This window comes from Neobacillus rhizosphaerae (assembly GCF_937468385.1).
Classification (GTDB): Bacteria; Bacillota; Bacilli; order Bacillales; family Cytobacillaceae; genus Neobacillus; species Neobacillus rhizosphaerae.
The window spans coordinates 1-13776 of record NZ_CALBWS010000004.1 but is presented as its reverse complement, the minus strand read 5'-3'; the positions used below and the strand labels follow the sequence as shown (position 1 = coordinate 13776).

Sequence of the window (13776 nt, the reverse complement as noted above, 5' to 3'; positions counted from 1 at the left end):
TCTTTTTTTCTGTCTTCGGTCGTCAATACCCCTTATTGGCGACCCTACCTGCTCTTTTTTTCTGTATTCGGTCGGTAATACCCCATTATTTGCGACCCTACCTGCTCTGTTTTCTCGTTTTCGGTCGTCAAAAGATCCTAACTCAATAAAAGCAACAATTTCTTAGAAAAGAGCCAAATATAAAAACACAAAATGCCACTCTCAACGCCACCATCAGGTCTCGATCAGCTTGCTCCGCTTACATTCTTCGTGAAAGGCTCGGAGCCTCCTGGTTCGCTCAAGTAAGGTTTCCATAAAGTATTGCCAGTCGTCGACGCGCTTCAGTTTCTTATAGATCGTCCGCAGCTTTTTCAAGTGCCGGACGGCCATGCGATAGCTCGCGCGGTTCTTCTGGTCAATCTCGCGCTGGGCGGTTTGGTGGAGCATCGCCAGTAGCACCTCGGGGCGCTCCTTCTCGATAACTTTCACGCGATCCTTCGGCAAATCGTAATAGTCGAAGCCCACCAGCGCTTGGAGTTCGCCCCAGCGATCATACTGCCCGCGCTCGAACAACAAATACTCATAATCAGCAAAACTATATGGAAGCATCACGAGCAGCGCTCGCTCAAACAAATCGACCCGGTCATTTTCCACACAATATGGTGTCACAGCCCGGAGCGCATTCCTTGTGAACGCGGCACAACTATGATAGCCACCCAAATGCTCCAAATACCCCTTCACCTTTTGCAAAAATAACTCAATCAACGGTCCAACCCGCTTCCACGCCTTCAGCTGACTCAAATAATCAATCCAAAAAACCATATAAGCCGTGAATAAGTCATCCGTAATTTGTGCCATTATTTTCAAAGCCAATTCATCATTCTGCTGCAGGATATTCAAATGAATCCTTGCCACCGCTAGCGGCACAGGATTCTCCCAATCCTGGAGCTCCTTACCACGGAGCCGGATCTTCTCCAATTCTTCCTCACGCCAAGGCTTCTTTTTGAAAAAATGAACCCACAACAAGCGATACAAATAAATCCGTTCATACTCGACCCCGTTCGCAGCCGTCAACAGCTCAAACGCATCGTCCTTTAATTTCTCGATAAACTCGTCAAAGGCAAAGGGCGTCGTCTGCACTCCAATTTTCCCCACAAGCTCCTCAGCATCATCCATCATATTTTGGAACAAATGAAGATAAGCCCGTTTGACAACATCCTCATTGTGGCCGAGCTGCTCACTCAGAACAGCCAGCTTTCGGAAAGACACAACAATCCCAACCAACTCATATAGCAGGCGCCATTCCTGCTTCACAGGGGCACTAGCATGAATCCGCCGCTCGTAAATCGCAAACAACTCAGGAATCACATAAGGACTTGTGTACTTTTTCGAGGCAAGCAGCGTATCAAAACTCACCTCAAACGAGTGCACCCAGCGGCTGTATTCCGGCATTAACACCCCGTTTGCCTTGATCAAATCCTTTGCCGCCTGCATGCCCCAGCCCGCAACCGCCTTCTGCTCACGAATCGGCTCACGCCATTCCGTCACCCAGTCGCCAACACTGCCCACCCCAGATCGGGCATAGGCACTGAAAAACACCGCCAGCTGATGACGGCACAGGTCATCTGTCGGGCACGAGCACTCACTTACCGACAAAAAGTTGAGGTCAAGCCGCACCTTAGCTGGCGTCACATCCTGCACTGTCGCCGTGACCGAATCATCCCCAATATGTAATTGCGTAACCATTCCTTGCCGATACAGCATCAAGCCTTTTTGCACAAGCTTGGCATCTTCGACCGTATTTGGATGCAAAAGCTCGCCAAGCTCAGCTGCCAGGCTTTCTATCAGTTGATTAGCAGGTGTCAATTCCAAGTCAACAACCCCCTTTTTGAAAAAAAGTAAACGTGGAGGCCGACCCATCAAAGTCGCAACTCCTTTTGAAAAAACAATATCATAAACCGTTTTTTATAAAGAAAAACAGTAAACACGTTAAAAAAATCCATATTCCTTTATTATACCCAAAAAATCGCTATTAGAGGAGGGGGAGGATTGGAAAGAAGGAAAAAGCTCAAACATTGAAGAAGTACTATGAAAAAATTCAATTAAAGTGGAGGTAACCACGCATAGATTTAAAAAGTTTACTACTGTATTTGATTCCTTGGATGTTGTTTATTTTGCTCTTTGAGTTCGTCTTACGTAAAAAACTAAAAATAATCAAACCAAAAGGCTACTATCACAGAGTGAACAACCTGCATAAAAGAGTGGAGCTAGGTCTTATCATCGTATTTTTCTTTTCCTCTATTGTTACTGCGGCTTTTTCTTTTGGTCATTTCCTTTCTAGAATGAGGTCGATAGGTGGGCTTGCTGCCTAAAAAGTTATCTATTTTAAGGTCGATTTCATATTTACCAGTCACTTTGACCGATAACGATTTGGTAATTTAATAGTATTAAAATAAGTGTGAAATTTGGGGTTAAAGCATAATCCACGGTTTGAAAAAATGAGTGAAATATCAATAAAATAAAAATAGGGGAAGCTTCTTGTCAATGGCTATATTAGTTACTGGTGGTGGTGGGAGCAAATCATTAGTGGGGAGTATCAAAATTACTTTAAGAAGCAATATTCAATAGATAATAATTGATTGTAAACAAACCGTTTTCACTGATGTGTAAACGGTTTGTTTGACATGAATAATTCAGGTTTTAATTATTTATTTTTTCAGCTCTAATTGATCTACTAAAATCTGATGAATCCTCGCTTTTTCCTCATCGGAAATTAACTGATAGGAAATCCCGTCAATCTTCGTACCTTGTGCCTTAACGGAAATTTGGTCAATGGATTTGCTTGCTTTTTTGTATTTACTTTGAATGGTGACCATCTCATTAAATGTCAAATTTGTTTTTACGTTATTTCCTAAAGCAGAAAAGATGTCACTAAAATTTGTTAACGAGCTTAAGCTTGCACCTTCATTGATAACACCTTGAATAATTTGGCGTTGACGCTGTTGTCTACCGAAGTCTCCACGAGGATCTTCATGACGCATTCTAGAGAATTTCAAAGCCTTTTCTCCGTTTAGTGTTAATTGCCCCTTAGGAAAGTGAGTACCATCAGAAGTAAAGTCTAAGTCATTATTTACCGTTACCCCACCGACTGAATTTACAATATCCTTAAATCCTTCCATGTTAACTTGTACATAATAATCAATCGGGATATCTAGGAATTTTTCGATTGTATCAAGAGACATTTTAACACCGCCAAATGCGTAAGAGTGGTTGATTTTGTCTACTGTCCCTTTCCCAACGATTTCAGTCCGTGTATCACGTGGAATACTTAGCATCTTAACAGAGCTAGTATCGGGGTTAACGGCCATCACAATAATGGAATCAGCTCGGCCCCGGTCGCCCGGACGTTGGTCAACACCCAATAAGGCAACTGAAAATGGCTGTGCTTGCTTCAATGACACCTGATCCGTACGTTTATCTGACTTTTCTCTATCGAGGGGACTGTGCATCGTTTCCACAGCGCTTGTTAGCGAGTGATAAACCGTATAAGCATAAGCACCTGTTGCAACTATCAATAAAACAATGATTGATAATAAAACTTTTAGCCATGTGGGCTTTTTTTTCTTTCTCTTTGCTCTAGAACTCATAACAGGTAATTCCTCCTCAGATGTTTGAACATGAATATGAAATAAAAAATGATTTTGAATCGAAATAATAGACGAGTATTCGACAAAAAATGTTTCGTTCATATAGAATTTTGATAGATTATCATTCCACATTTAGAACGCAATTTTAAGAACCATATAATTCCTTCAGTTGGAGAGTATATACAGCCAAAGATATAATAGCAGAAAATACCTTTTTAATATACAAATTTTTTAAATATAAGGGTGAATTACTATGGGTTTAGTCGAAAAATGGACAAATCATTCGATAGTGAAGAACCCTTGTTCATCGGTATTACTAGAAGCAATTAAACGATTATTTTCAAAAATCTTCACCGTCGGATTGACAAGTGTTTTACCAGTAAGTGAGTTTGAAGCATTTGAAAAATCATAAACAAAAATTTCCGCTACTTCCAAGAATAATAAATAGTAACAAAAAAACGAAGAAAAATCATTCAAATTTCACATTTTAACTATAAAAATTTACAAAAAGGGTGTAGAATAGTAAAAGCAATAAGGAATAAAATAGGGAAAAATGTGGAAAATTTGGTAATTGTTCAATTTTTATGCTATATTACCTTGAAAATAAACAACAAAACAATAAATATCTAAGGAAAGAATAAGTGTGAAGGCACTTGCAATTCCATTAGATATTTATTTTTGTGTTGAATAGAGGCGGAGCGCCGCAAAAACGATTCAGTATATCTTAAATGTAGTAATTAATATACATTTTTCACTATGAATAAGATGGAGTTAAGCTCTGCTCACACCGCTTTTATTATGTTAGGCCCTGGTCTATGAATGAATTGTATTTCTGTACTAGATGGCGTCTTGGAACGCCATTTACGTTTTTTTGAAATAGTTAGATAAACAAAAGAGAGAGATTAAAGGGGGAAAAAGGGAGTGGCATACAAAACCCGTCTTGTTACTTTAGGGTTATTAGATTCTATTCTTGTTTTACTGTCATTATATCTTAGTTATTATCCATTACATCCATCGATTATCATTGACAGTAAACAAGTTATGATGATGATCGGGTTAACACTTGTGGTCAGTCATCATATTTTTGCTAGCTATTACCGTCTTTATAATAAGGCGTGGGAATATGCAAGTGTAGGTGAGTTATTTGCCATTGTGAAGGGAGTAACATTCGCTGTTCTGACAACAGCAGTGATTCAATACATTGTCCACTTTGAGATATATGTGAGAGCGTTAGTAACTACGTGGATGCTTTACGTATTATCGATTGGCGGATCTCGATTTGTCTGGAGAATGATTAGGGATACGTATCTCAAACCTGATTCTTCGAAAAAGAGAACCCTTATTATTGGTGCGGGTGCTGCGGGGGTAATGGTTGCCCGCCAATTACAGAAAAGTGTGGACGCAGAGCTAAGTACAGTTGCTTTCATTGATGATGACCCTAAGAAATTCAAGCTGCAAATTTTAGATATCCCGATGTTTGGGAATACAAGTCAAATTCAAGAGGCGGTTACGACTTTAAATATTGATAATATCGTCATTGCCATCCCTTCTTTAAAGCAAAATGAATTAAAGAGGATTTTTGATGAATGTGCAAAAACAAAAGCAAAGACGCAAATTATGCCAATGCTGGAAGATTTAATGACAGGGAAGGTTTCGGTTAACAATTTCCGCGATGTTCAGGTGGAGGATTTATTAGGCAGGGATCCAGTAGAATTGGATATTAACAGTATCTCAGAATATGTGTCAGGGAAAACGGTCTTAGTTACGGGTGCGGGTGGTTCGATTGGTTCAGAGATATGTAGACAAATCTGTAAGTTTAATCCTGCTAAAATCATTTTAGTAGGTCATGGTGAGAATAGTATTTACTTGATTGATATGGAGCTTAGGAGAACATATCAAACTCAAATTGAAATTGTGCCTGTCATTGGTGATATTCAAGACCGGGCAAGAATGTTTCAAGTAATGGAAGAACATCACCCATTTGTTGTTTATCATGCGGCGGCACATAAGCATGTGCCGTTGATGGAATACAATCCGAGAGAAGCAGTGAAGAACAATATTTTTGGAACGAAGAATGTAGCGGAGGCGGCGGATACCTTCGGTGTTCATGCTTTTGTGATGATTTCTTCGGATAAAGCGGTGAATCCTCCGAATGTGATGGGGGCGACGAAGCGGCTTGCTGAGATGATTATTCAGAGTCTAGCACAAAATAGTAACACAAAGTTTGTTGCCGTTCGGTTTGGGAATGTGCTTGGTAGCCGTGGCAGTGTGATACCATTATTTAAAAAACAAATACAAGCTGGCGGCCCAGTAACGGTTACACATCCTGATATGACACGTTATTTTATGACGATACCGGAAGCATCAAGGCTTGTTATTCAGGCAGGATCTTTGGCGCGCGGCGGTGAGGTTTTTGTACTCGATATGGGGGAGCCGGTTAAGATTGTGGATTTGGCGAAAAACCTTATTAAACTCTCAGGATATACAATAGAGGAAATCGGGATTCGTTTTTCAGGACTTCGACCTGGAGAGAAGATGTTTGAAGAGCTGCTTAATGAGAATGAAGTGCATCCAGAGCAGGTTTTTCCAAAGATTCATATTGGGAAGGCGAAGGTAATCCGTTCGGAAGAATTAAGCGGATTAATTAGCAGTTTATTAGATATGTCTGAGGCGGAAATGCATGATTCATTGATTGCGATTGCGAATAATAAATTTGATGATTCTTCTGTTTTGGCTGCGGTGAATTAGTAGTTAGTGAGCTAGTAGTTAGTTGAATATAGGCGAAATAGGAATCAAATTAACTATTAAGTGACTAAAGAATGCGAGGAGTTTAATTGAAATGTATATGAAAATAAAAAGATTTATAGATGTCATTCTTTCTTTAATAGGTCTTATTGTATTATCGCCTATTTTCTTAATTCTTATTATAGCTATTAAACTAGATTCAAAAGGTCCAGTACTCTTCAAACAAAAAAGGGTCGGGATTCATAAAACTCATTTTAATATTTTGAAGTTCCGAACTATGCGAATAGATACACCCAAAGACACTCCAACTCATTTATTAGAAAATCCAGAGCAATACATTACAAGGATGGGTAAATTTCTGAGAAAAACTAGTTTAGATGAGTTTCCACAGATTTTGAATATCTTTGTTGGGCAGATGAGTATTATCGGTCCAAGACCTGCGTTGTGGAATCAGTATGATTTGATAGCAGAACGTGATAAGTATCGTGCTAATGATGTGCCACCTGGACTAACAGGCTGGGCTCAGATTAATGGTAGGGATGAGCTCCCTATTGAAGTTAAGGCAAACCTGGACGGAGAGTACGTTGAGAAGATAAGCTTTTGGATGGATGTTAAGTGCTTCTTTGGGACCATCGTGAGCGTTGTAAAGAGTGATGGCGTTATTGAAGGCGGGACCGGAGCTAAGAAGGAAGTTACGAGTAGTAAGGTGACAGGGAAGTCATTAGAGCAATAGAGGTGGAACAATGCTGTTAGGTACAGGATTTTGGTACAAGCCCATGTCATTATTTGAAGGATTAATAATTGAAATGGAAGAGTATTTGAAAAAGGTTCAATAGAATTTGGGGGCTTAAGTTCATATGAAAATACTAGTTGTCTGCCAATATTACTATCCGGAGCCTTTTCGTATATCAGATATATGTGAAGCACTTGTAAAAAAGGGTCATGATGTAACTGTTTTAACAGGTCTTCCAAATTACCCAGAAGGACGGGTACTTGATGATTATCGCAAGGGTAAGAAAAGGAATGAAGTGCTTAACGGTGTAAAGGTTATCCGAAGTTTTGAAATTGGCCGTGGGAGTAATAAAGTGAAGCTTTTCTTGAATTATCTTAGTTTTGCAGTGTCAGCTTCGTGGAAGACATTGTTTATGAAGGAAAAGTTTGATGTAGTATTTGTCAATCAACTTTCACCCGTTATGATGGGGATCCCGGCTATGGTTTATAAGTGGAAGCATAAGAAAAAGGTATTTCTTTACTGCCTAGATCTATGGCCTGATAGTTTAGTTGCTGGTGGAATCAAAGAAAATTCAATGATTTATAAATTTTTTATGAAGATATCTAAATGGATTTATCATTCAGCAGATTCCATAGCGGTTTCTTCTAGTTTGTTCAAAGAATATTTTAGAAGTACTCTTGGAGTTAACATGGAAGTAGTACATCATCTACCGCAATATGCTGAAGATTTGTTCACTGAAAGTATCGAAGTTTCTAAAAATGATAAATTCAATTTTGTCTTTGCTGGAAATATTGGTGATATGCAGAGTGTGGAAACGATCGTTAAAGCAGCTAATGAATTGCGTGAGCACTGTGATATTATTTTTCACATAGTTGGTGATGGATCTAAATTAGAAGAATGTAAGTTACTTAGCAACACATTGGGGCTAAGCAACATTATATATTATGGAAGAAGACCGGTGAGTGAAATGCCAAAGTATTACGGGATGGCAGATGCGATGTTAATTACATTAAAAGATAATAAGACTATTGCATATACATTACCTGGTAAAGTGCAATCTTACATGGCTGCCCGTAAGCCAATAATAGGAGCTATTAATGGTGAGGCGAGCCGTGTAATAGAAGAAGCAGGCTGTGGATTATGTTGTGCTGCTGAAAATTATAAAGAATTGGCGAATATAATTCTACAGTTTTGCAAAAGTGATAATAAAGAAAAAATGGCTAATAACTCATATGACTTTTATAGTAGAAACTATAGCAAAGAAAAATTTATTTCGGTGTTAGAAAACACTTTAACTAATTTGGGGGATTAAATATGTTTAATGGTAAAACTCTACTTATAACAGGTGGTACAGGCTCCTTCGGAAATGCTGTTATGAAAAGGTTTTTAGATACAGATATAAAAGAAATTCGCATTTTTTCAAGAGATGAGAAGAAACAGGATGACATGCGAAAGCTATATAAAAATGAAAAGCTTAAATTCTATTTAGGTGATGTAAGGGATATCGGAAGTGTAAAAAATGCCATGCATGGCGTGGATTACATCTTCCATGCAGCTGCATTAAAACAAGTACCATCTTGTGAATTTTTTCCATTAGAAGCAGTGAAAACGAATATATTGGGTACTGATAATGTATTAACAGCAGCTATAGAATACGGAGTACAAAAAGTTATCTGTCTTTCAACCGATAAAGCTGCATACCCAATCAATGCGATGGGAATATCAAAAGCAATGATGGAAAAGGTCTTTGTAGCAAAATCAAAAACAGTATCTCCAGACAGGACTCTTATTTGTGGTACAAGGTATGGTAATGTAATGGCCTCTCGTGGCTCCGTTATACCGTTATTTATTGAACAAATCAAAAGCGGACAACCTTTAACTGTGACAGATCCTAATATGACTAGATTCCTCATGAGTCTTGAAGAGGCAGTAGAGCTAGTCGTATTTGCTTTTCATAACGCTCAGGCTGGGGATATTATGGTCCAAAAATCGCCTGCATCTACGGTGGGTGACCTTGCTCAAGCCGTTAAGGAGCTTTTTAATGCAGCTAATGAGATTAAAGTGATAGGTACTCGTCACGGTGAAAAGCTATATGAAACACTTCTTACAAAAGAAGAAAATGTTTTAGCGGAGGACTTAGGCGGATTCTATCGAGTTCCAGCCGATCAAAGAGATCTTAATTATGAAAAGTATTTTGCAGATGGAGATCAGAAATTATCCTCTGAAGAAGAGTATAATTCCCATAATACAAAAAGACTTACTATCGAACAGGTAAAAGAAAAACTCCTTGCTCTAGAATACGTACGGAACGAACTTAAAGGCTGGAATGGACGATGAAAATACTTGTTACTGGAGCAAAGGGGTTTGTTGGTAAAAATCTGATCGCTCAATTAAAAAACAAGGGATATAACGATATACTAGAATTTGGAAGAGAGTCTGATTATTCACTACTCGATGAATATACAAAGGAATGTGAATTTGTCTTCCATTTAGCTGGAGTTAATAGACCTAAAGAGGAACAAGAATTTATGGATGGCAACTTCGGTTTTACATCTGAATTGCTAGAGCTATTAAAAAAATATGATAATAAATCACCAGTACTCATTACTTCTTCCACACAGGCTGAAAAGGATAACCCATATGGCAGGAGTAAGAAGGCTGGAGAAGATCTTTTATTTACTTACAGTAAAGAAACGGGAGCAAAGGCTTTAGTATACAGATTACCTAACCTTTTTGGTAAGTGGTGCAGACCTAATTACAATAGTGCAGTTGCAACCTTCTGTCATAATATTGCGAGAGACCTTGAGATCCAGGTTAATGACCCTAATACAGAATTAACCTTATGCTATATAGATAATGTAGTAGAAGAGTTTTTAAGAGCATTAGAAGGAATTGAAACAAAAGATGGCGATTTCTGCTCCGTTCCAATATTTTATAAGATTAAACTTGGAGAATTAGCAGATAAAATTTTTGCTTTTAGAAAAAACAGAGATACTTTAGTTATGCCCTCACTTGAATCCGAATTTGATAAGGCTTTATATGGAACATTCCTATCCTATTTAGAGGAAGACAATTTCTCATATAGATTGAAGAAAAATGTTGATAATAGAGGCTGGCTAGCAGAATTTATTAAATCTAAAAGCATGGGCCAGATATTCATTTCCAAGACAAAGCCAGGTATAACAAGAGGTAATCACTGGCATCATACAAAGGTTGAAAAGTTTCTAGTTATTCAAGGTGAAGCGGTGATTAAGTTTAGAAAAATAGGCACGGAAGAGGTGCTTGAGTATGAAGTTAATGGCGAAATCCCAGAGGTTGTGGATATCCCAGTAGGATATACTCACTCCATCGTGAATACTGGTGAAGAAGATGTAATAACTTTATTTTGGGCTTGTGAAATCTTTGATACAGAAAAGCCTGATACTTATTTCTTGGAGGTTTAGGACAAATGGGAAAAATGAAGGTAATGACCATAGTTGGTACAAGGCCTGAAATTATAAGGTTATCAGAAGTAATAAAAGCTTGTGATCGATATTTTAATCATCAATTAGTTCATACTGGACAAAACTGGGATTACACGCTTAATGATATCTTTTTTGAAGAACTTGGACTAAGACAACCAGATCATTTTCTTGGTGTTGTCGGTGAAGACCTTGGTGAAACAATGGGGAATATCATTGCAGGTTCCTATAAAATATTAAAAAAAGAACAACCAGATGCATTATTAATTCTAGGTGATACAAATAGTTGTCTTAGTGCAGTTGCAGCAAAGCGTTTGAAGATACCTATTTTCCATATGGAAGCAGGAAATCGCTGCTTTGATCAAAATGTTCCAGAAGAGATAAATAGAAAAATTGTTGATCATGTTTCAGATATCAACCTTGCGTATACCGAGCATAGCAGAAGATATTTATTATCAGAGGGTATCAGAAAAGAACATGTTTTTGTAACAGGCTCACCAATGACAGAAGTGTTGCACAAAAATATGGAAAAGATAGAGATCAGTCATGTATTAGCTGAACTAGGACTGGAAGCCGGAAAATATATCTTAGTTTCAGCGCATAGGGAAGAGAATATAGATGATGAGAAAAACTTCTTCTCATTAATGAATGCTATTAACAATATTGCCGAAACTTATCAATTGCCGATTATCTACTCAACCCATCCAAGGAGTTGGAAGAAAATTGAGGAGAGAGGATTTAAATTCCATAAGTTGATTCAGCAGTTAAAGCCGTTTGGCTTCTTTGATTATAACAAATTACAATTGAATTCTTTCTGTACGTTATCAGACAGCGGCACTTTATCTGAGGAATCAGCCATACTTGGTTTTCCCGGTGTATTAATTAGAACATCTACAGAAAGACCTGAAGTATTAGATAAAGGAACCGTTGTTGTCGGTGGGATTACAGAAGAAGATATCGTACAGGCGGTAGAGTTAAGTAGAGCTATGTGGGAGAATCAGGAAAAAACAGTTCTTGCTACTGATTATCAAGATTCTAATGTTTCTATTAAGGTAGTTAAAATAGTGCAGAGTTATACAAAGACTATTAATAAGTTTGTTTGGAATAAGTAAGATCGGAGTTAATTATGAAAATATTATTGATAGGCCCATTTCCAGAACCTATTACAGGATCATCTTTGGCAAATGAGATCTTACTGGATGGACTTGTTGAAAAAGGCCATATGGTAGATTTCTTAGATACAAATACTGAAAAAAGCTTCACTAACTTATCTTCCCAAGGGAAGTTTAATATTAAAAAGGTATTTAGTAGTGTATCACCTATTTTAAAAGGAGTATGTAATATTTTATTTAAGAAATACGATGCAGTTTATATTACTCCTGCTCAGAGTTATATTGGATTTTTAAAGTACACTCCTTTTATTGACGCTGCATGTTTAAAAAGGATCCCTGTATATATACATTTTCACGGTGGATTTGTTAGAAAAATGTTTGATTCAATTAATGAAGTTAAACAGCTAAAGTTAAAAAGGTATTTTAATAAATGTGAAAGTGTAATTGTCCTAGGGCAATCTTTAAAGAAAATGTTTGAGGGAATAATCCCCCCTGAAAAAGTTCGTGTTTGTGAAAATGGAATAGAAGATAAGTTTATTTTGTCTAGCAAAGAGTTAAAGGAAAAGGTTTTAACAATAGATAGCTCGGAAAAGCTTGAAATAATATATTTAAGCAATTTAATGAAAACTAAAGGAATATTAGATTTGTTAGAAGCATGTAAACAATTGAAAGAAGAGAACATTGATTTTCACTTGAATATTGCTGGTAATATTGAACCTGATGTTAAGGAAGAGTTTGAAAGGTATTTACTTATGCTAGAAAGAAATATAACTTATCATGGAGTGGTAAAAGGAGACGCGAAAAGAGAATTGTTATTAAAGGCTCATGTTTTTTGTTTACCAACTTATTACCCTAATGAGGGCCAGCCTATCTCAATATTAGAAGCAATGGGTATGGGATGTGCTATCGTTACCACAAGCCAGGGTGGAATAAATGATATATTTAAAGATAAAATGAATGGGTTACAGTGTACCTCAAAAGATATTAATGATATAGCTAGTTGCATGAAAAAAGTGAGAGTAGATATTGCTAATATCATAAAAAACAATACTAAAAAAGTAGAAGATAATTATATGAGTAATAATTTTGTAAACAGAGTAGTGAAAATTATGGAAAATAAAATGGAAAATTAAGACATGAATTAACTTGCTCTAAGGAAGTTATGCCTATTAATTTTTCGTGAATTATTTCTATTTTGAAAGGATAATAATTCAATGCTTTATAAATTAATCATTTTATCTTTGTCATGCGTACAATTCATATTTCCAAAAATAAAAGAACATATAAACAACAAATATAGAAGGCTAATACTAATAATATTTGGGATCCTATTGGTATTTATGGCTGGAACCCGTAACAAAATTGGATATGATTATGATGGTTATCGAAACATATTTGATAATATAGCGTTTCATAATTTATCCTTCTCAAATGCAAATGTTGAGCCAGGGTTTTATTTAATTAATGTTTTAAGTATAAATTTCTATATGGTTATTTTTTTGTGTGCTCTAATAGCTATTCCCTTAAAGTTATTTGTTTTTTTTAAAAAGAGCGAAGCGATAATTATTTCCTTAATCTTATATCTATCGACAATTTTTTTAACATATGATATGGGAGTTATTAGACAAGGAATTGCCATATCATTCATTTTTTTGAGTGTTATTTATTTAGAAGAAAGAAAGCTAATCAAATTTATATCATGTATTCTTTTTGCTATGTTATTTCATATTACGTCTATAACTTTTCTTCCAGCGTACTTTCTGGTAAATAGAAATTTTTCGAGAAAATTGATATATACATTAACCCTAGCATGTTTGATTATAGGCTTAATTGGTTTTGGGGATTTGCTATTTGAAATATCTAAAATAATTCCCAATACTATGGTAGGAGAAAAGCTGGCTTATTATCAAACATCCGAATATAATACTAGTATGATTTCAATAACAATGGTAAAACGATTTTTTTTCCTTATATTTTTTGTGGAAATTTCACGGAGATTTATGAAAAATAGCATTTCATTAAATATATATATAAATTGTTACTTTATTGGAAGTTGTATTTACTACCTGTTTAAGAGCGTATCCTTAATAAGTGATAGA

At 36.5% G+C, this 13776-nt stretch carries 12 protein-coding genes; 10 read left to right on the top strand and 2 right to left on the bottom strand.

What is annotated here, in order from left to right:
- Positions 1-213: 213 nt before the first annotated feature.
- Positions 214-1851: an SWIM zinc finger family protein gene (locus M5A78_RS05230; protein ID WP_248734231.1), complete on the bottom strand. Its 1638-nt coding sequence runs from the start codon at positions 1849-1851 to the stop codon at positions 214-216.
- A 290-nt stretch (positions 1852-2141) separates the two neighbouring features.
- Here M5A78_RS05230 and M5A78_RS24870 point away from each other — a divergent pair, with 290 nt between their 5' ends.
- A complete protein-coding gene (locus tag M5A78_RS24870; RefSeq protein WP_406603667.1) occupies positions 2142-2351 on the top strand; it encodes a DUF4181 domain-containing protein in 210 nt (69 codons plus the stop codon).
- A 336-nt stretch (positions 2352-2687) separates the two neighbouring features.
- Here the strand turns inward: M5A78_RS24870 and tagU are convergent, their stop codons facing one another.
- Positions 2688-3626, bottom strand: a complete 939-nt coding sequence (gene tagU, locus M5A78_RS05225; RefSeq protein ID WP_248734230.1) for a polyisoprenyl-teichoic acid--peptidoglycan teichoic acid transferase TagU — start codon at positions 3624-3626, stop codon at positions 2688-2690.
- Between the two features lie 253 nt (positions 3627-3879).
- Between tagU and M5A78_RS05220 the strand changes: the two genes are divergently transcribed.
- From M5A78_RS05220 to M5A78_RS05180, 9 genes are all read left to right on the top strand, one after another.
- Positions 3880-4038, top strand: coding sequence for a hypothetical protein (locus M5A78_RS05220; RefSeq protein ID WP_248734229.1), 159 nt, complete (start codon positions 3880-3882; stop codon positions 4036-4038).
- A gap of 509 nt (positions 4039-4547) precedes the next feature.
- A complete protein-coding gene (locus M5A78_RS05215) occupies positions 4548-6374 on the top strand; it encodes a polysaccharide biosynthesis protein (RefSeq protein WP_248734228.1) in 1827 nt (608 codons plus the stop codon).
- A 91-nt stretch (positions 6375-6465) separates the two neighbouring features.
- Positions 6466-7104 carry a sugar transferase gene (locus M5A78_RS05210; RefSeq protein WP_248734227.1) on the top strand — a complete coding sequence of 213 codons (639 nt, stop codon included), beginning with the start codon at positions 6466-6468 and terminating at the stop codon, positions 7102-7104.
- Positions 7105-7228: 124 nt separating this feature from the next.
- Positions 7229-8416, top strand: a complete 1188-nt coding sequence (locus M5A78_RS05205) for a glycosyltransferase family 4 protein (protein WP_248734226.1) — start codon at positions 7229-7231, stop codon at positions 8414-8416.
- A 2-nt stretch (positions 8417-8418) separates the two neighbouring features.
- Positions 8419-9441 (top strand): nucleoside-diphosphate sugar epimerase/dehydratase, encoded by a 1023-nt coding sequence (locus tag M5A78_RS05200; RefSeq protein WP_248734225.1) that lies wholly within the window; start codon positions 8419-8421, stop codon positions 9439-9441.
- Complete coding sequence (locus M5A78_RS05195; protein ID WP_248734224.1) at positions 9438-10547, top strand: capsular polysaccharide biosynthesis protein CapF; 1110 nt, start codon at positions 9438-9440, stop codon at positions 10545-10547. The genes M5A78_RS05200 and M5A78_RS05195 overlap by 4 nt, the downstream gene beginning before the upstream one ends.
- A 5-nt stretch (positions 10548-10552) precedes the next feature.
- Positions 10553-11677, top strand: a complete 1125-nt coding sequence (gene wecB, locus M5A78_RS05190) for a non-hydrolyzing UDP-N-acetylglucosamine 2-epimerase (RefSeq protein ID WP_248734223.1) — start codon at positions 10553-10555, stop codon at positions 11675-11677.
- Positions 11678-11691: 14 nt separating this feature from the next.
- The gene (locus M5A78_RS05185; RefSeq protein WP_248734222.1) at positions 11692-12810 is read left to right on the top strand and encodes a glycosyltransferase family 4 protein; all 1119 of its coding nucleotides are present in this window, start codon (positions 11692-11694) and stop codon (positions 12808-12810) included.
- A gap of 81 nt (positions 12811-12891) precedes the next feature.
- Positions 12892-13776: EpsG family protein (locus M5A78_RS05180; protein WP_264760435.1), on the top strand; the 885-nt coding region annotated here is incomplete at its 3' end.

Coding starts and splice junctions, on each gene's coding strand:
- tagU (WP_248734230.1), bottom strand. CDS start 3,626: ATGAGTTCTAGAGCAAAGAGAAAGAAAAAAAAGCCCACATGGCTAAAA.
- M5A78_RS05210 (WP_248734227.1), top strand. CDS start 6,466: ATGTATATGAAAATAAAAAGATTTATAGATGTCATTCTTTCTTTAATA.
- M5A78_RS05185 (WP_248734222.1), top strand. CDS start 11,692: ATGAAAATATTATTGATAGGCCCATTTCCAGAACCTATTACAGGATCA.
- M5A78_RS05205 (WP_248734226.1), top strand. CDS start 7,229: ATGAAAATACTAGTTGTCTGCCAATATTACTATCCGGAGCCTTTTCGT.
- M5A78_RS05220 (WP_248734229.1), top strand. CDS start 3,880: ATGGGTTTAGTCGAAAAATGGACAAATCATTCGATAGTGAAGAACCCT.
- M5A78_RS05200 (WP_248734225.1), top strand. CDS start 8,419: ATGTTTAATGGTAAAACTCTACTTATAACAGGTGGTACAGGCTCCTTC.
- M5A78_RS24870 (WP_406603667.1), top strand. CDS start 2,142: ATGTTGTTTATTTTGCTCTTTGAGTTCGTCTTACGTAAAAAACTAAAA.
- M5A78_RS05195 (WP_248734224.1), top strand. CDS start 9,438: ATGAAAATACTTGTTACTGGAGCAAAGGGGTTTGTTGGTAAAAATCTG.
- wecB (WP_248734223.1), top strand. CDS start 10,553: ATGGGAAAAATGAAGGTAATGACCATAGTTGGTACAAGGCCTGAAATT.